Raw genomic sequence first — 16762 nt, 5'->3', positions numbered from 1 at the left:
AATAAACTTACAACGCTTATATTTTACTTTTTTAAGTTAGTTAAAATTTCTTTGGTCATGGTTTCTAAATTAAATTTATGTTGCCAGTTCCAATCTTTTCGGGCTTCAAAATCATCGATTATAGAAGGCCAACTATCTGCAATTTCTTGTCTAAAATCTGGTTTGTAAGAAATTTTAAAATCGGGTAAATGTTTTTTAATTTCTAATGCAATTTCTTCTGGTGTAAAATCTATAGCTGCTAAATTGTATGCAGTTCTTACTTTTACATCTTCTGGTTTTGCTTGCATAAGTTGTATGGTTGCATTTACAGCATCATCCATAAACATCATTGGTAATCGTGTTTTTTCTGATAAAAAACACTCATAATTACCTTCTTCTAATGCTTTAAAATAAATATCTACGGCATAATCTGTTGTGCCTCCGCCAGGTTTTGTTTTCCAAGAAATAATACCAGGATATCGAATGCTTCTAACATCAACCCCAAATTTTTCGTGATAATAATTACACCAAAATTCACCCGAAAGTTTACTAATTCCGTAAACAGTACTTGGTTCCATTATTGTTTTTTGTGGTGTATTTTCTTTAGGAGTTGTTGGTCCAAATACGGCTATAGAACTTGGCCAATAGACTTGTTTTATATGTTTTTCTTTAGCTAAATCTAATACGCCGAGTAAAGATGTCATGTTTAAATCCCAAGCTTTTTGTGGAAATTTCTCTGCAGTTGCAGACAACATTGCCGCTAATAAATAAACCTGAGTAACATCGTACTTTTTAACCATTTTTAAAATGGTTTCTTTATCTGTGGCGTCTATAATTTCAAAAGGACCAGAAGTCATCATGTCTGCATTTCCTTCTCTAATATCAGAAGCAATAACATTGTTATTACCGTAAACTGTACGTAGTTTTTGAGTTAACTCGTTACCAATTTGCCCGCTGGCGCCTAAAACTAAAATAGTTTCACTCATTTTTAGATTGAATTAAAATCAACAACAAAGGTACTTAATTTAAGTATTCGTAATAATTATTTAATAAAATAATTATTCAGTAATTTAATGGCTTATATAACCAATTTGTTATCATTTCTTTAAAATCTAATTTACGCTTAAAAATGTGTATTTTTACTTTTTTAAATAACATCGTGAAATATATATACCTTTTAGTACTAAGTGTTTTTGTAGTTTCTTGTGGAAATAAACAAGAAAATAAAGAAGAAATTAAACCGAAACCATTAATGACTTTGGTGCAATCTCATGCCAAAACAGCGCCAGTTTTACCTACATTTTATGATGAAGTAAAAGACTGGAAATACCTAAAAGAAGTTGATTCTTTTTTTGTTAAATATCAAAAAATATCGCCTAACGAAGCCTTAAGTAACGCTGTCGAGTTAAAAGATTTGGTTAAAAGTTTAAAAGATAGCCTTAAACCCAAAAAATTTGATATTCCGTCTGTAAATGCTAGAATCAATATTTTATATAATGAGGTTTTAAGACTTGCAGATATTACAGAAATTAGTGCAATAGAGGCAGCAGAAGTTAATAACCAAGTAGACAAAACCATGTCTGCTTTTTCTGATATCAACACAAAAATAAATACCGTTTTAGCTAAAATTAGATTCGAAAATGAAATTGATATCGATGTAGATTTTATTGGTTTAGATTCTACGCGATTAGATACCGTTTCTAAAAAATCGATAGATTTAAGAATGAAAGAAAAGTTAATAGAAAAAAATAATTTAGACAAAGGTTCTAGAAAAAGGCAGTAAACATCATGAAAAAAGCAGTTGTATTATTAATAAGTATTTTAGTTTTAAGCGCTTGTTCTACATCAATAATTATAAAAAAGGATGTTGAAACCATAAAAGAAGAAGTAAATGTTTTTATGGTTAATTGGCACAAAGCTGCAGCCGATGCAAATTTTGACAATTACTTTAATGCAATGTCTAAAGACGCAGTTTATATTGGTACCGCAGCCGAAGAAATTTGGACTAAAAAGGAATTTATTGGCTTTAGCAAACCTTTTTTTGATAGAGGTAAAGCATGGTCTTTTACAACTTTAGAAAGAAATGTTTATGTAAACCAAAACAAAAATTTTGTGTGGTTTGACGAGCTTTTAAATACTTGGATGGGTACTTGTAGAGGTTCTGGAGTTTTAGAAAACAGCAATGGTAAATGGCAAATTAAGCAATATGTTTTATCTGTAGCAATACCAAACGACGATGTGCAAAATGTTATAAAAGCAAAAAAAGAAAACGATGCTAAATTCTTAGAAAAATATAAGAATTAATTTTAGAAGCTATTTCCTGCTTTCGCAACTCGCTTTTTTCGTTCCTCAAAAGAGCTCAAACAAATTGCTCTATCAGGGCTAAGTGTGTTTGTTAGCTTGTTTTAAGAACTAACAACTTCGTTTACTACTTTAAAAATAAGCTCATTTTCAAAACCTTTTCGCATCAAAAAGCCTATTAGTTTGTTTTTACGTTTGTAAATATCACTTTCAGAAATTACAGCATTTCTATTTTCGGTAATCCTATAAATAGTTTCAATATATTCTTCTTCATCAATCTCTTTAAGTGCGGTTTTTATATTGTAAGCAGAAATATCTTTAAACTTTAACTCTCTAACAATTCTTTGTTTGCCCCAATTTTTAATTCTGAACTTTCCTCTTGCAAAACTTTTAGCAAAGCGTTCTTCGTTTAGAAAATTATCTTTCATTAAACTTAAAAGTATAAGTTCTCTAGCTTCCGGAATTAAATTATAATCGCGCATTTTTTGTTCTACCTCTTTATGGCAACGATCTTGGTAGACACAATACTGTTCTATCTTGCGTTTAATTTCTTCTACGGTAAAAGATTTTTTCTGCATCATTGGTTCAAAAATATAAAAAGGGATGAAACCTAAACGATTTCATCCCTTTATTTATTTACATTTTCTACTAAAAGCTATTCTTGTACTTCTGTGTAAGCAATTTGTGTATTGTCTACATCATTGTTCAATTGTCCTTTAATTCTCATTTTAAACTTCGTAATTAAGAAGAATAAAATTGGTACAACAATAAGCGTTAAGAAAGTTGCAACTACAAGACCGTAAATAACTGTCCAAGCTAATGGTCCCCAGAAAACAACATTATCTCCACCAAAATAAATATGCGGGTTAAACTCGCTAAATAATGTAAAAAAGTTAATGTTTAAACCAATTGCCAAAGGTATCAACCCTAAAATTGTGGTAATAGCAGTTAATAAAACAGGTCTTAAACGCGCTTTACCTGCTTGTACAATACTAGCAAATAATTCTTCTTTTGGTAAAAATTCATCTTCTTCTAAATCTAAACTATCTTTTCTTCTATCAATTAATAATTGTGCGTAATCTAGTAAAACTACACCATTATTTACTACAATACCAGCAAGAGAAATAATTCCCATCATTGTCATCATAATAACAAAAGGAGCGCCAGAAATAACCAAACCACCAAACACGCCAATAAAACTTAAAAAGATAGCAAGCATTATAATTCCTGGTTTCGAAACTGAATTAAATTGGAAAATTAAGATAAAAAAGATCAATGCTAATCCTGTAAAAAACGCTCCAACTAAAAAGTTCATTTGCTTTTCTTGTTCTTCTAGTTGACCAGTATAATCTATTTTAATTCCTTTAGGTAAATTTTTAAAGTTTTTCATTTCTTCTCTAATTTTACCAACAACAGCACCTGCGTCTGTTTCACCAGGAGCTAATGCAGAGTAAACCGTTACAACACGTTTTAATTTTTTATGCTTAATTGCACTAAAACCAGAGTTGTTTGTTTGTGTAGCCACTGTAGAAACCGGAATTTCTTTTATTTTACCAGAAGCCATGTCTCTAAAGATTATATTTTGATTAAAAACGGCACTTTTATTGTATCTATCTTCTTTATTAAAACGAACATAAATATCATAATCTTCGCCATCTTCTTTATAAACACCAGCTTTGTTACCAAAGATAGAAGCTCTTAACTGTTGCCCAACTTGACCAGTAGAAACACCTAGTTCACCTGCTTTTTTTCTGTCTACAACAACCTTCATTGCTGGCTTGTCTCTGTTAACATCAATTTTTAATTCATCAATACCAGAAATACTTTTAGTATTAATAAAATCTCGCATTCTTTGCGCAGTTGTAATTAATTCTGCGTAATCATCACCTTGAATTTCAATATTAATTGGCGCTCCAACAGGTGGTCCGTTCGCATCTTTTTCAACAGAAATTAAAACACCAGGATAAATTCCTACCAAAGCAGTTTGTACTTTTTGTCTTAAAAGTTCGCTATCTAAACCTCTTCTATATTTGTACTCTCTCATAGAAGCGGTAATTTTACCTTTGTGCGGCATTTCTGCTGCAGAACCACCATCTGTTTGTGGGTTTCCGGCACCTTCACCAACCTGAGAAACTAAACTTTCTACCATAAAGTTGTAGTCGCCATCCATATAATCATCACTATATAAAACATCAGAAACCTTTTGTTCGATTAATTTAGTAATGTTATTAGTTTTTTCGATATCTGTACCTTCTGGGTATTCTATATATACAATAATTTGATTTGGTTTGTTGTCTGGAAAAAATTCAACTTTTGTTCTTTGTGATTGTAAAGACATACCAAAAGACATAAAAGCTACAATTAATAAAACAAAAGTACCTACGGTTAAAACATAAGGAGTCCAACCAGATAATGCTCTTTTTAATTGTCTTTCGTACCAAGACTCTAACTTAGGTAATACCTTATTTTGAAAACTATTTGCCCAACCTCTTAAAAACAATCTGTAAGCCCAAAGCATTATTGCAGTAAAAATCATTAAAGTACCTAAAGCTCTATAAGCGCCACCAGTTATTAAAACCAGAACACCTAAAGCTGTCATAATACTAGTAATAATTACAATTCTTTTTACTGGCATATCTTTATCTTCTACACTCATGTATTGTGATACAAGTACAGAGTTAAAGAAAATAGCAACTAATAAAGAAGAACCTAACACTGTAGATAATGTAATTGGTAACAACTTCATAAAGTCTCCCATAATTCCGGGCCAAAGACCTAAAGGAATAAATGCAGCAACTGTTGTTGCAGTAGAAATAATAATAGGAAAAGCAATTTCACTAATACCTTTTTTGGCGGCATCAACTTTGTTCATTCCTTCTTCGTCCATTAAACGGTATACGTTTTCTACAACTACGATTCCGTTATCAACCAACATACCAAGTCCCATAATAAGTCCGAAAAGTATCATGGTATTCATGGTGTAACCTAACATGTTTAAAATCATTAAAGACATAAACATAGACATAGGAATTGCAAAACCAACAAAAACTGCGTTTTTAAATCCTAAGAAAAACATTAAAACAACAACCACTAATATTACACCAAAAATAATATTGTTTACTAAATCATCTACTTGCCCAATAGTTTTAGGAGATTGATCATTGGCAATTGTAACTTTTAAATCTTTTGGAAACTCGTTAGCAATAGCATCATTTACAATTACTTGAATTTTTTCTGCAGCGGCTACCATGTTTTTACCAGCACGCTTTTTAACATCTAACATTACAACCGGTTCACCACGTTCTCTTGCATATGTTGTTTTGTCTTTGTCTTTAAAAGATACTTTTGCAACATCTTTTAAGTAAATAGGATTATTAAATTCAGATTTAATTACAAAATTTTCTAATTCTGAAGGTTTATCTATCTCTCCAATAATTCTAATAGTTCTTCTTTGACCGCTATTTATAAAATTACCGGCAGACATGGTAACGTTTCCGTTTCCTATTGCAGTTGTAATATCATTAAAGCTAACTTTATTAGCCATCATTTTATAAACATCAACAGCAACTTCTACTTCTTTTTCTTGAGCACCTCTAATATCTGCTTTTTTAATTTCTGGTAAATCTTCAATTTCATCTTGCAAATACTCACCAAACTCTTTTAATTTATAAACAGGATAATCGCCAGAAATATTAATATTTAAAATTGGCATTTCTTCAGACATACTTAAATTAAATACGTTTGGTTCTACTTTTGCGCCATTAAAAGTAGGCCAATCTTCGCTAGAAGTTTCTGTATCTATTTCGTCTTTAATCTTTTGTTTAGCCTGTTCTACGGTAATGTTTTCATCAAACTCTACAATTACTATAGAATAATCTTCTTGAGAAGTAGAGGTAACTTCTACAACATTACTTACTGTTTTTACTTTATCTTCTAAAGGATCTGTAATTAGTTTTTCTATATCTTCTGCAGTGTTACCAGGATATACTGTGCTAATATATATTTTAGTTTCTTTTACTTCCGGAAAATTTTCTCTGGCCATACTAAAATATGCAGTAATACCATAGAAAAACAATACACCCATTATTACATAAATGGTAGTTTTGTTATTAATTGCCCAAGAAGATAATTTAAACTCTTTGTCTACTTTCTTTTTTTCTTTTGACATCTTAGATGAGTTTTTATTTATTGATAACCTTTACAGTTTGACCATTGTTTACACTTCTTGCACCTTCATCAATAATTTCTGTACCAACAGGTAAGTTTTCTAAAACTTCTATAAGGTTGCCTTGTGTTTTACCAGTTTTAATAATTACTCTTTCTGCTGTAGCTTCTTGTGCATCATTTTTATCTCTAATCACATAAACAAACTGCTCTCCGTTAGCATTTTCAGAAATAATACTTTGAGGAATTAATACAGATTCTTCATCAGAATAATCATTAATTTGAAGTTTTGCCGTTAAGTTAGGTTTTACATTTCCGCTTTTGTTAGCAACAGGAACTTCTATTTTAAAAGATCTGTTGTTAGGATTGATGTAGCTACCTACCTGATTAACTTTACTGTCTAAAGAAATTCCTAAAACAGGAAAACTAACTTTAACAGCTTTGTTTTTTGTAATGCTTGTAATATATCTTTCTGGCACTTCTGCTTCGATATACATATTGTTTAAGTTAACAATTCTAAAAACTTCAGAACCTTGCCCTGGTGCAATTACTGTACCTGCTTCTTTAAAAACATCATCTATAACTCCAGAAAAAGGAGCTCTAATAGAAGCTTTTGCTAACTGACTTTTTAATTGCTTTAAACTGCTTGTTTGTGCTTGGTAATTTGTTTTTGTTTGTAAAAACTGTATTTCAGAACCAATTTTTTGTTCCCATAAACGTTTTTGACGCTCGTAAGTTGTTTTAGCTAGTTGCGTAGTTGCTTCTAATTGAGCAACTTGATTTGCCAAACCACCATCGTCTATTGTAGCCAATAACTGTCCTTTATAAACTTTTTGACCTTCTTTAACCAAAACTCTTTTTAAAATACCAGGCATTTCTGGATATACTAAAATGTTTTGTTTGGTAGTTACGTTTCCTTGTAATTCTAAATAATGATTAAAAACTGTGTCTTTTGCTACAAATGTTGTAATTAAAGGAAGTTTTTTTACTGTGTCTTTTTCTGAAATAGCTGTGTTTATAGCTTCTAAATCTTTGTTTATTTCTTCTAACTTAGAAGTTATTTCTTTCTTCTTTGCTGTTAATTCTGTTAAATTACCAGAAGAAATGATGCTTTCTACAGATGTTTCTTTGTTTTTACCACAAGAAACTAAAATAGCTGATATAACGAATAATGAATATATTTTTTTCATTGTAATGTATTATTTGATTGGTAGGTTTAATGCGTTTTCTAATGTTGCTTTTTTAGCAATAACTTCTAACATAGACTGTATGTAGTTTTGTTGCTGCGTGTATAATTGATTTTGAGCTTGTAATAAATCGAAACTAGAAGAAATTCCTTCAAAAAACTTTACACGTTGTTTCTTTTCGATTCTTTCTGCCAAACCAACATTCTTTTTATTTGTTTGATAATTGTCTATGCTAATTTGGTAATCGTTTTTAGCTTTCTGAGCTTCTAAAGACAGTTTTTGCTTTATTTCTTGCAATCTTAAGTCGGCAGTTTCTAATGCAATTTTTGCTTGTGCAGTTTTTGCACTTCTACCAAAACTACTAAAAATAGGAATTTTTAAACTTAAGCCCAATAAAGAAGAATCGAACCAACGCTGATTACTATTTAAAAAAGTAAAAGAATCTGAGTTTGCTTGTGCGCCATAATTTAAAAAGGCACTTAAAGTAGGTAATGCCTTACTTTGCTCTAGTTTTACCATTAATCTTTTAGTTTCTATGTCATTTTCAGAGATTTTAAAATCGATGTGATTGTTAACGTTAAATGTTTCTGAAATTAGTTTTAAGCTGATGTTATCCTCAGCTAAAGAATCTAAAGAATCTGTTAGAATTAATTTTGTAGAAATAGGATTACCTAAAGAAAGATTTAACATTTGGTATGCAATCTCTTTCATCCTTTTAGTATTATTCAGCTGATTTTTTAAGTTACCTAATGTAATTTCTAACTGTTCTACATCTTCTTCTTCATTTAAACCGTTTTCGTAAATCTTTTTAGCATCATCAAAATTTTTCTGAAGAATCTTAATGTTTCCTTCTAAAATTGCAATACTATTTTCTGTAACTAAAACATTACCGTAAGCGTTAATAACAGCTTCTTTGGTTAGCATTTCTGTTTTCTCGTTTGCTTGTTCAGAAATTTTTAAATAAGTTTTAGATGCTTGTAAACCTACAAGATAAGAACCATCAAAAAGCAATTGCCTTAAAGTTACGGTTGCATTCATGTTTTGTTTTGTACCAAAAATAAACTCTTCGTTTGTACCGTCTTGGTCAAAATCTGCCAACGTAATTGGTTGTTTTATAAAGTTTTGATAATCGATATTACCATCAATTTGCGGTAAACCAATTGTTGTGGTTTCCCAAACTTTTTTTTCTGCAGCTAAAATGTCGTTTTTAGAAGCTTTGGTGTTATAACTATTCTCTAATGCAAAGTTAATTGCTTCTTTAAGAGATAGCGTTTGTGTTTTTTCTTGGGCATTTGTTATTAAGAAAAAACAGGTGCTAAAGTATACCAGTATTCTTTTTTTCATGGTAGATTTATTTCAGTTTTAATTGGGTTTCTAATTGTTGTATTCCAGATTCTGTGCAAATACCTCTTAAATGGTATTCTAAGTGATATTGCATTAATGTGTTCATAGAATAATCTCTTAACGGAAAAAGGTCTTTGTCTTTAATACCTATCATACCGTTAAAATAAATTCTAGAAATAAATTCTACATCAATATCTTTTCTGTATAAGCCTTTATTGATTCCTTCATTTAAATTCTTAATTACAAAACCTTGCATAATTAAAAATTGCTTTTTCTTTAAAGGAGCGTAAATCTTTGGATAATATTTTTGAAGTTGATACTGAGGTGAAGATTTTTCGTCCTTTAAATTTTCCATGATAAACTTTTTAATGGTAAAAAGTTCGTCTATAGGATTAAGGTCTAAACCACATATAGAGTCAATACCACAACATACATTATCAAACATGTATAATGTTACAGCGTCTACAAGTTCTGTTTTGTTTTTAAAATACTTGTAAATTGTTTTTTTAGAGACACCTAAAGAACTGGCAATTTCATCCATGGTTACACTCTTAAAACCAAGGTTTAAGAAGAGTTCTTTAGATTTGTCTAATATTTTTTCTCTCATAATTCGGGTGCAAATGTACAAAAGGAAACTTTAGAAACAAAAATAGTTTCCAAAGTTTTAAACATTTTTTAACGTTAGAACTTCAAATAAGAATTTCTTTACATTATTTTTACAAAAAATTTTAGATTTGGACATTTTACAATATCAAAAGGAATTTCTTTCTTATTTAGAATCAAAAAAATGGATTCACGAGCCTAAAAACTTGTACGAACCAATAGATTACATTTTGCAATTAGGCGGAAAAAGAATTAGACCTGTCTTAACTTTAATGGCTGCAGATATATTTTCTAACAATGTAAGTAAGGCTTTGCCAGCTGCTTTAGCGGTAGAGGTTTTTCATAACTTTACATTGGTACATGATGATATTATGGATGATGCGCCTTTGAGAAGAGGTAAAGCAACGGTTCATGAAAAATGGAATATAAATACAGGTATACTTTCTGGGGATGCTATGCTAATATTAGCTTATCAATATTTCGAGAATTACGAACCTGTGGTGTTTCAGAAGTTAGCCAAATTATTTAGCAAAACCGCTTTAGAAGTATGTGACGGACAACAGTTGGATGTTGATTTTGAAACTAGATCTGATGTTACGATTCCGGAATATATAAACATGATTCGTTTAAAAACATCAGTTTTAGTTGCTGCTGCATTAAAAATGGGTGCAATTGTAGCTGAAACAACAGAAGAAAATGCAAGTTTAATTTACGATTTTGGTTTAAATCTAGGTTTAGCATTTCAATTACAAGACGATTATTTAGATACTTTTGGAGATCCAGAGACATTTGGTAAGCAAGTTGGAGGCGATATTATTGAAAATAAAAAAACCTATTTATATCTAAAAGCGTTAGAAGTTGCTAATGATGATGAGAAAGGTAAGTTGCAATATTTTTATAAAAAGAAGCTTAACGAGAACTCTGTTAAGATTTCTGAGGTAAGAAGAATCTTCGAATTGAACGATATTCCGCTTTTAATTAAGCAAGAAATAGCAAATTATACAGAAAAAGCTTTTGATACTTTAGCTAAAATGAGCATCGAAGATGTTGATAAACAATCTCTTAAAGATTTTGGTCTTTGGTTGATGAATCGATCTGTATAAGATTTTTATTTTTTTTTACTAGATTATTAAAAATAATAGTACATTTGCATCCAATAATTTTGGTCCCATAGCTCAGTTGGTTAGAGCACCTGACTCATAATCAGGTGGTCCTTGGTTCGAGCCCAAGTGGGACCACTTTATTTTTTTAGCATATATCAAATAAAAATTAGATATTTGTAAAAACAAAAAATTTCAAAATTTTAATCTGGGGGGATATAAAATGAAGAAAATAAAATACTTAGTGCTAATTATAGTACTCCTTTCTACTCAATTGGTTTGTGGTCAAATGGTGCCACCACCACCACCGGGTTTATCTGTAGATGGCGGTGTAATATTTTTACTAGCTTCTGCTTTAATTTATGGTGTAGCAAAACTAAGAAACTAATCTTAATTTTTAAATGTCTTATGCTCTTTTGGTAAGACGACTTACGTATTTACCAATTACATCGAATTCTAAATTTACTTTATCATCTACTGCTAAAGTTTTAAAAGAAGTGTTTTCTAAAGTGTAAGGTATAATTGCAACACTAAAAGAATCATCTTTCGAGTTTACAACCGTTAAACTTACTCCGTTTACTGTTATAGAACCTTTCTCAATTGTAATATTATTATTTATTGTTGCATTATAACGAAAAGTAAAAACAGTACTTCCGTTCTGGTTTTCAATATTTGTACAAATCCCAGTTTCATCTACATGTCCTTGCACTATATGGCCGTCTAGTCTGTCGCCAAGTTTCATTGCTCTTTCTAAGTTTACAATAGAATCTATTTTTAACGCTCCTATATTTGTTTTGTTTAAAGTTTCTTTAATAGCGGTAACTGTATATTCATTTTCGTTGATACCAACAACAGTTAAACATACGCCATTATGGGCAACGCTTTGATCTATTTTTAACTCGTTTGTAATATTGCTACTTACTGTTATATGAAGATTATCTTGCTCACTTACTAAGTTTGTTACTTTACCAAGTGTCTCTATTATTCCTGTAAACATTTCTCTAAATTTTAGTTACTTTTGTAGAACATCAAAATTAAGAATATTACAAGAGTTATGGCTGATAAAACTGATAAAATAATCGTCGGAATTTCAATAGGAGATTTAAATGGTATAGGTATTGAAGTTATTTTAAAAACATTTGAAGATAAACGAATGTTAGATTTCTGTACACCAGTTTTATTTGGAGCAATGAAAGTTGTTTCTTATCACAAAAAAGCTTTAAAGTTAGAGGTTCCTGTGCATGGAATTAACCAAATTAATCAAATAAATCATTCTAAAATAAATGTTTTAAATGTTTGGAAAGAAGATGTTTCTATTAAATTAGGAGAGGAAACTAAAGTTTCTGGTTCGTATGCAGCAAAATCTTTAGAAGCTGCTGTAGAACATTTAAAGAATAAAAGTGTAGATGTTTTATTAACCGCACCTATTAATAAAGAAACCATACAGTCAGAAACATTTAATTTTCCGGGTCATACAGAATATTTAGAAGAAAACTTGCCAGGTAAAAGCTTAATGATTCTTATGACAGATGTATTAAGAATTGGTTTGATAACGGGTCATATTCCTATTTCGAAAGTAGCAGAAGCTATTACTCCAGAAGTTATTAAAGAAAAAGTGTCGACAATGCATGCTTCTTTAAAGAAAGATTTTGGTATTGCAAAACCAAAAATTGCAGTTTTAGGTTTAAATCCTCATTGTGGAGATAAAGGTGTAATTGGTAAAGAAGATGATGAAATTATTAAACCTACTATAGAAGAAATTAAAGAAAGTGGCAAGCTGGTTTTTGGCCCTTATGCTGCAGATGGTTTCTTTGGGTCTGAAACATATAAACAGTTTGATGGTGTTTTGGCAACTTATCACGATCAAGGTTTGGCGCCTTTTAAAGCATTGTCTTTTGGTAATGGTGTAAATTTCACAGCAGGATTAAGTGAAATTAGAACATCACCAGATCACGGAACAGGTTTTGATATTGCAGGTAAAAACCTAGCAAACCCATCGTCTTTTAAAGAAGCATTGTTTTCTGCAATTCATATTTACAAGACCAGAAACGATTATAAAGAACTAACTAAAAACCCACTTTTAGCAAAGTATTAAAAATAATTTTCTTTTTTTTAAAGAAAACAGTGTATAAAAACATTTTTTTATATCTTTGCACGCTCAATTGATGTTTGATAATGAAAGACTTGAAACAATACAACATACAGTTTGTAGGATTAAAGGAAGGTAAACATCTATTTGAGTATAGTATTGATAATACGTTCTTTGAGTTTTATAATTATAGTGAGTTTAAAAAATCTTCTATAAATGTTACTTTAGAATTTGTGAAAAAAAGCACTTTTTTTGAGCTTTTATTTACAGCTTCAGGTACAGTTAATGTGCCTTGTGATGTAACAAATGAGTATTTTGACCTTGAAATTACCTCTAAATTACCTTTAGTTGTAAAATTTGGACCAGAATATAATGATGACAATGAAGAGATTTTAATTTTACCACATGAAGTATATCAATTTAATGTAGCACAGTTTATTTATGAAATGATTGTGTTAGCTGTTCCAAGTAAAAGAGTTCATCCAAAAGTACTAGATGGTACGATGAAATCTGAAGCTTTGAGCAAATTAGAAGAGTTAGAAATAAAAGAAGAAAAAACTGTTGAAACAACAGACCCTAGATGGGATAAATTAAAGAATTTAATAACAGAAAAAAAGACATAAAATGGCACATCCTAAAAGAAAAATATCGAAAACGAGAAGAGATAAAAGGAGAACGCATTATAAAGCATCTGCACAACAGATTGCTACAGACCCAACAACAGGTGAAGCGCACTTATATCACAGAGCTCACTGGCACGAAGGTAAACTTTACTATAGAGGTCAAGTAGTATTAGAATCTGCAGCAGCAGAAGCATAGAAAATTTTTATTTTACATAAAAAACCCTCAAATTTGAGGGTTTTTTTGCGTTTTTATACGAAATCCCATCGTTTTAATACTTTTTATTCTAAAAAGTAAAATAAATTTCATTTCTTTGAAATTCCTTAACATTGGGATAACAAACTAAGTATTATGACAAAAATCACTGCAGCAATTACAGCAGTAGGGAAATATGTTCCTGAATATGTTTTAACTAACAAAGAGTTAGAAAGCTATGTAGATACCAATGACGAATGGATTACTACTAGAACTGGTATCAAAGAAAGAAGAATCTTAAAAGGTGAAGGTCTTGGTACTTCTTATATGGCTATTAAAGCGTCAGAAGATTTAATCAGCAAGAAAAATTTAGACCCTAAAGAAATAGATTTGGTAATTGTTGCGACTGCAACACCAGATTTACCAGTTGCATCTACAGCGGCTTATGTTGCTACAGAAATAGGTGCAACAAATGCTTTTGCTTACGATTTACAAGCGGCTTGCTCTAGTTTTTTATATGGGATGTCTACTGTTACAAGTTATATAGAATCTGGTAGATATAAAAAAGTTTTATTAATAGGAGCCGATAAAATGTCTTCTATAATAGATTATACAGATAGAGCAACTTGTATTATTTTTGGTGACGGAGCAGGAGCTGCTTTATTTGAACCAAATACAGAAGGTTTAGGTTTTCAAGATGAATACTTAAGAAGTGATGGTATTGGTAGAGATTTCTTAAGAATTGAAGCAGGTGGTTCTCAAATGCCAGCTACAAAACAAACAGTAGAAGATGGTAAGCACTTTGTTTATCAAGAAGGTAAAACTGTTTTTAAATATGCCGTTTCTAATATGGCAGATGTTGCAGAAAAAATGTTGGTTAGAAATAACTTAACAGAACCAGATATTCAATGGTTAGTTGCACATCAAGCTAATAAAAGGATAATAGAAGCAACAGCAAAAAGAGTTGGTGTTTCTGCAGAAAAAGTAATGATGAATATTCATCGATATGGTAACACTACTTCTGCAACCTTACCATTATTATTAGCCGATTACGAAAATAAGCTTAAAAAAGGAGATAATTTAATATTTGCCGCATTTGGTGGTGGTTTCACATGGGGAGCTGCGTACCTTAAATGGGCTTACTAATTTATATAAAATAACAACTAAACAATAAGGAAATGGATATTAAAGAAATTCAAAATCTTATAAAATTTGTAGCTAAATCTGGTGCAAGCGAGGTAAAGTTAGAAATGGAAGATGTAAAAATTACAATTAGAACAGGTTCTGGTAAAACAGAAACTACTATTGTGCAAGCTGCACCAATGCAAGGTTTACCTCAAATGCCTGCACAACAACAAGCGCCATCGGCACCAGTTGCTGCTGTAGAACAAGCTGCTGCACCTGTGTCTGATAATGATGATTCTAAATTTATTACTATAAAATCTCCAATTATTGGAACTTTTTATAGAAAGCCTTCTCCAGACAAACCAAATTTTGTAGAAGTTGGTACAGAGGTTAAAGTTGGTGATACAGTATGTGTTATCGAAGCTATGAAATTATTTAACGAAATTGAATCAGAAATTTCTGGTAAAATTGTTAAAGTATTAGTAGACGATTCTTCTCCGGTAGAATTTGATCAACCATTATTTTTGGTAGACCCATCATAATAATTAATTATGAATTAAAATTACGAACAAGATATGTCTAGCTTGTAATTACAAATTCATAATTCATAATTTTTTATAATATGTTTAAAAAAATATTAATTGCCAATAGAGGTGAAATAGCATTACGTGTTATTAGAACCTGTAGAGAAATGGGTATAAAAACTGTAGCAGTATATTCTACCGCAGATGCAGAAAGTTTACACGTTAGATTTGCAGATGAAGCCGTTTGTATTGGTCCAGCACAAAGTTCAGAATCTTATTTAAAGATGTCTAACATTATTGCTGCTGCAGAAATAACAAATGCAGATGCTATTCACCCAGGTTACGGGTTTTTATCTGAAAATGCTAAATTTTCTAAATTATGTGACGAGCATAATATTAAGTTTATTGGTGCAACAGGTGAAATGATTGACCAAATGGGAGATAAAGCAAATGCTAAATCTACTATGAAAGCTGCTGGTGTACCTTGTGTACCTGGAAGTGAAGGTGTAATTACCGATTTTGAAGAATGTGAAAAGTTAGCTGTAGAAACAGGTTACCCAGTAATGCTTAAAGCTTCTGCCGGAGGTGGAGGTAAAGGTATGCGTGCCGTTTGGAAACCAGAAGACTTAAAAGATGCTTGGGATTCTGCAAGACAAGAATCTAAAGCAGCATTTGGTAACGACGATATGTATATGGAAAAGCTTATTGAAGAGCCAAGACATATCGAAATTCAAATTGTAGGAGATTCTTTCGGGAAAGCATGTCATTTATCAGAAAGAGATTGTTCTGTACAAAGACGTCATCAAAAATTAACAGAAGAAACACCTTCTCCTTTCATGACAGATGAATTAAGAGAAGCAATGGGTAATGCAGCCGTAAAAGCCGCAGAGTTTATTAAATATGAAGGTGCTGGTACTGTAGAGTTTTTAGTTGATAAGCACAGAAACTTCTACTTTATGGAGATGAATACTCGTATACAAGTAGAGCACCCAATTACAGAAGAGGTTGTAGATTACGACTTAATTAGAGAGCAAATTTTAGTTGCTGCTGGTGTGCCAATTTCTGGTAAAAATTATTATCCTAAAATGCATTCTATAGAATGTAGAATTAATGCTGAAGATCCTCATAATAATTTTAGACCAGCTCCGGGTAAAATTACTACTTTTCATGCTCCTGGTGGGCATGGAATAAGAATCGATACGCACGTATATGCAGGATATATGATTCCGCCAAATTACGATTCTATGATTGCTAAATTAATTACGACTGCTCAAACAAGAGAAGAAGCAATTAATAAAATGAAGCGTGCATTAGATGAGTTTGTTATTGAAGGAATTAAAACAACAATACCTTTTCATAGACAATTAATGGATCATCCAGATTATGTTGCAGGTAATTATACAACTAAGTTTATGGAAGATTTTACAATGAGTTAAAATCTTACTATTTAGTTATAATAATAAAGTTAAATAGAGAATACAGTTTGTATTCTCTATTTTTTTTACCTTTATAGTTAATATATGTTGAATT

The 16762-nt window shown here is 30.8% G+C and carries 17 protein-coding genes and 1 tRNA gene; 11 read left to right on the top strand and 7 right to left on the bottom strand.

Translation table 11 applies throughout. The features are described 5' to 3' along the window. Positions 1 to 23: 23 nt before the first annotated feature. Complete coding sequence (locus tag WG950_RS07940; RefSeq protein ID WP_340931501.1) at positions 24 to 965, bottom strand: NAD-dependent epimerase/dehydratase family protein; 942 nt, start codon at positions 963 to 965, stop codon at positions 24 to 26. 173 nt (positions 966 to 1138) lie between these two features. Between WG950_RS07940 and WG950_RS07935 the strand changes: the two genes are divergently transcribed. Continuing rightward, on the top strand, positions 1139 to 1762 hold the full coding sequence (locus WG950_RS07935; RefSeq protein WP_340931499.1) for a hypothetical protein: 624 nt from the start codon (positions 1139 to 1141) through the stop codon (positions 1760 to 1762). A 5-nt stretch (positions 1763 to 1767) separates the two neighbouring features. After that, positions 1768 to 2283, top strand: a complete 516-nt coding sequence (locus WG950_RS07930; RefSeq protein WP_340931497.1) for a nuclear transport factor 2 family protein — start codon at positions 1768 to 1770, stop codon at positions 2281 to 2283. Positions 2284 to 2384: 101 nt separating this feature from the next. On the opposite strand, the gene WG950_RS07925 is transcribed toward WG950_RS07930, so the two are convergent. The 5 genes from WG950_RS07925 to WG950_RS07905 form a co-directional block, all read right to left on the bottom strand. Beyond that, complete coding sequence (locus WG950_RS07925; RefSeq protein WP_231963573.1) at positions 2385 to 2861, bottom strand: regulatory protein RecX; 477 nt, start codon at positions 2859 to 2861, stop codon at positions 2385 to 2387. Positions 2862 to 2935: 74 nt separating this feature from the next. Further along, complete coding sequence (locus tag WG950_RS07920) at positions 2936 to 6448, bottom strand: efflux RND transporter permease subunit (RefSeq protein WP_340931495.1); 3513 nt, start codon at positions 6446 to 6448, stop codon at positions 2936 to 2938. 13 nt (positions 6449 to 6461) lie between these two features. Further along, positions 6462 to 7634, bottom strand: coding sequence for an efflux RND transporter periplasmic adaptor subunit (locus WG950_RS07915; RefSeq protein ID WP_340931494.1), 1173 nt, complete (start codon positions 7632 to 7634; stop codon positions 6462 to 6464). A gap of 9 nt (positions 7635 to 7643) precedes the next feature. Next, positions 7644 to 8975: a TolC family protein gene (locus WG950_RS07910; protein ID WP_340931493.1), complete on the bottom strand. Its 1332-nt coding sequence runs from the start codon at positions 8973 to 8975 to the stop codon at positions 7644 to 7646. Between the two features lie 7 nt (positions 8976 to 8982). Beyond that, positions 8983 to 9582, bottom strand: a complete 600-nt coding sequence (locus WG950_RS07905) for a TetR/AcrR family transcriptional regulator (RefSeq protein ID WP_340931492.1) — start codon at positions 9580 to 9582, stop codon at positions 8983 to 8985. Between the two features lie 127 nt (positions 9583 to 9709). Between WG950_RS07905 and WG950_RS07900 the strand changes: the two genes are divergently transcribed. The 3 genes from WG950_RS07900 (at position 9710) to WG950_RS07890 (ending at position 11066) form a co-directional block, all read left to right on the top strand. Beyond that, positions 9710 to 10681, top strand: coding sequence for a polyprenyl synthetase family protein (locus WG950_RS07900; protein ID WP_079737994.1), 972 nt, complete (start codon positions 9710 to 9712; stop codon positions 10679 to 10681). Positions 10682 to 10742: 61 nt separating this feature from the next. Beyond that, positions 10743 to 10816 (top strand) — tRNA-Ile (locus tag WG950_RS07895). An 85-nt stretch (positions 10817 to 10901) separates the two neighbouring features. Then, positions 10902 to 11066: a PID-CTERM protein-sorting domain-containing protein gene (locus tag WG950_RS07890; RefSeq protein WP_340931490.1), complete on the top strand. Its 165-nt coding sequence runs from the start codon at positions 10902 to 10904 to the stop codon at positions 11064 to 11066. Positions 11067 to 11084: 18 nt separating this feature from the next. On the opposite strand, the gene WG950_RS07885 is transcribed toward WG950_RS07890, so the two are convergent. Then, positions 11085 to 11675: a riboflavin synthase gene (locus WG950_RS07885; RefSeq protein WP_340931488.1), complete on the bottom strand. Its 591-nt coding sequence runs from the start codon at positions 11673 to 11675 to the stop codon at positions 11085 to 11087. Between the two features lie 57 nt (positions 11676 to 11732). Here WG950_RS07885 and pdxA point away from each other — a divergent pair, with 57 nt between their 5' ends. From pdxA to accC, 6 genes are all read left to right on the top strand, one after another. Continuing rightward, positions 11733 to 12773 (top strand): 4-hydroxythreonine-4-phosphate dehydrogenase PdxA, encoded by a 1041-nt coding sequence (gene pdxA, locus WG950_RS07880; RefSeq protein WP_340931487.1) that lies wholly within the window; start codon positions 11733 to 11735, stop codon positions 12771 to 12773. A gap of 80 nt (positions 12774 to 12853) precedes the next feature. Further along, entirely contained in the window at positions 12854 to 13390 is a 537-nt protein-coding gene (locus WG950_RS07875; protein WP_077810910.1) for a YceD family protein, read from the top strand. Position 13391: 1 nt separating this feature from the next. Next, positions 13392 to 13586 carry a 50S ribosomal protein L32 gene (gene rpmF, locus WG950_RS07870; RefSeq protein ID WP_068361688.1) on the top strand — a complete coding sequence of 65 codons (195 nt, stop codon included), beginning with the start codon at positions 13392 to 13394 and terminating at the stop codon, positions 13584 to 13586. Between the two features lie 153 nt (positions 13587 to 13739). Beyond that, complete coding sequence (locus WG950_RS07865) at positions 13740 to 14729, top strand: beta-ketoacyl-ACP synthase III (protein WP_077810911.1); 990 nt, start codon at positions 13740 to 13742, stop codon at positions 14727 to 14729. 32 nt (positions 14730 to 14761) lie between these two features. Continuing rightward, a complete protein-coding gene (gene accB / locus WG950_RS07860; protein WP_079737996.1) occupies positions 14762 to 15250 on the top strand; it encodes an acetyl-CoA carboxylase biotin carboxyl carrier protein in 489 nt (162 codons plus the stop codon). Positions 15251 to 15330: 80 nt separating this feature from the next. Beyond that, a complete protein-coding gene (gene accC, locus WG950_RS07855; RefSeq protein ID WP_079737997.1) occupies positions 15331 to 16668 on the top strand; it encodes an acetyl-CoA carboxylase biotin carboxylase subunit in 1338 nt (445 codons plus the stop codon). The last annotated feature ends 94 nt before the right edge of the window (positions 16669 to 16762 follow it).

Origin of the sequence: Polaribacter marinaquae (genome assembly GCF_038019025.1) — a bacterium.
Taxonomy (GTDB): Bacteria; Bacteroidota; Bacteroidia; order Flavobacteriales; family Flavobacteriaceae; genus Polaribacter; species Polaribacter marinaquae.
The sequence above is the reverse complement of the archived record's forward strand: the minus strand, read 5'-3'. Positions and strand labels throughout refer to the sequence as shown.

Coding starts and splice junctions, on each gene's coding strand:
- WG950_RS07940 (WP_340931501.1), bottom strand. CDS start 965: ATGAGTGAAACTATTTTAGTTTTAGGCGCCAGCGGGCAAATTGGTAAC.
- WG950_RS07930 (WP_340931497.1), top strand. CDS start 1,768: ATGAAAAAAGCAGTTGTATTATTAATAAGTATTTTAGTTTTAAGCGCT.
- WG950_RS07925 (WP_231963573.1), bottom strand. CDS start 2,861: ATGATGCAGAAAAAATCTTTTACCGTAGAAGAAATTAAACGCAAGATA.
- WG950_RS07920 (WP_340931495.1), bottom strand. CDS start 6,448: ATGTCAAAAGAAAAAAAGAAAGTAGACAAAGAGTTTAAATTATCTTCT.
- WG950_RS07915 (WP_340931494.1), bottom strand. CDS start 7,634: ATGAAAAAAATATATTCATTATTCGTTATATCAGCTATTTTAGTTTCT.
- WG950_RS07910 (WP_340931493.1), bottom strand. CDS start 8,975: ATGAAAAAAAGAATACTGGTATACTTTAGCACCTGTTTTTTCTTAATA.
- WG950_RS07905 (WP_340931492.1), bottom strand. CDS start 9,582: ATGAGAGAAAAAATATTAGACAAATCTAAAGAACTCTTCTTAAACCTT.
- WG950_RS07890 (WP_340931490.1), top strand. CDS start 10,902: ATGAAGAAAATAAAATACTTAGTGCTAATTATAGTACTCCTTTCTACT.
- WG950_RS07885 (WP_340931488.1), bottom strand. CDS start 11,675: ATGTTTACAGGAATAATAGAGACACTTGGTAAAGTAACAAACTTAGTA.
- pdxA (WP_340931487.1), top strand. CDS start 11,733: ATGGCTGATAAAACTGATAAAATAATCGTCGGAATTTCAATAGGAGAT.
- WG950_RS07875 (WP_077810910.1), top strand. CDS start 12,854: ATGAAAGACTTGAAACAATACAACATACAGTTTGTAGGATTAAAGGAA.
- rpmF (WP_068361688.1), top strand. CDS start 13,392: ATGGCACATCCTAAAAGAAAAATATCGAAAACGAGAAGAGATAAAAGG.
- WG950_RS07865 (WP_077810911.1), top strand. CDS start 13,740: ATGACAAAAATCACTGCAGCAATTACAGCAGTAGGGAAATATGTTCCT.
- accB (WP_079737996.1), top strand. CDS start 14,762: ATGGATATTAAAGAAATTCAAAATCTTATAAAATTTGTAGCTAAATCT.
- accC (WP_079737997.1), top strand. CDS start 15,331: ATGTTTAAAAAAATATTAATTGCCAATAGAGGTGAAATAGCATTACGT.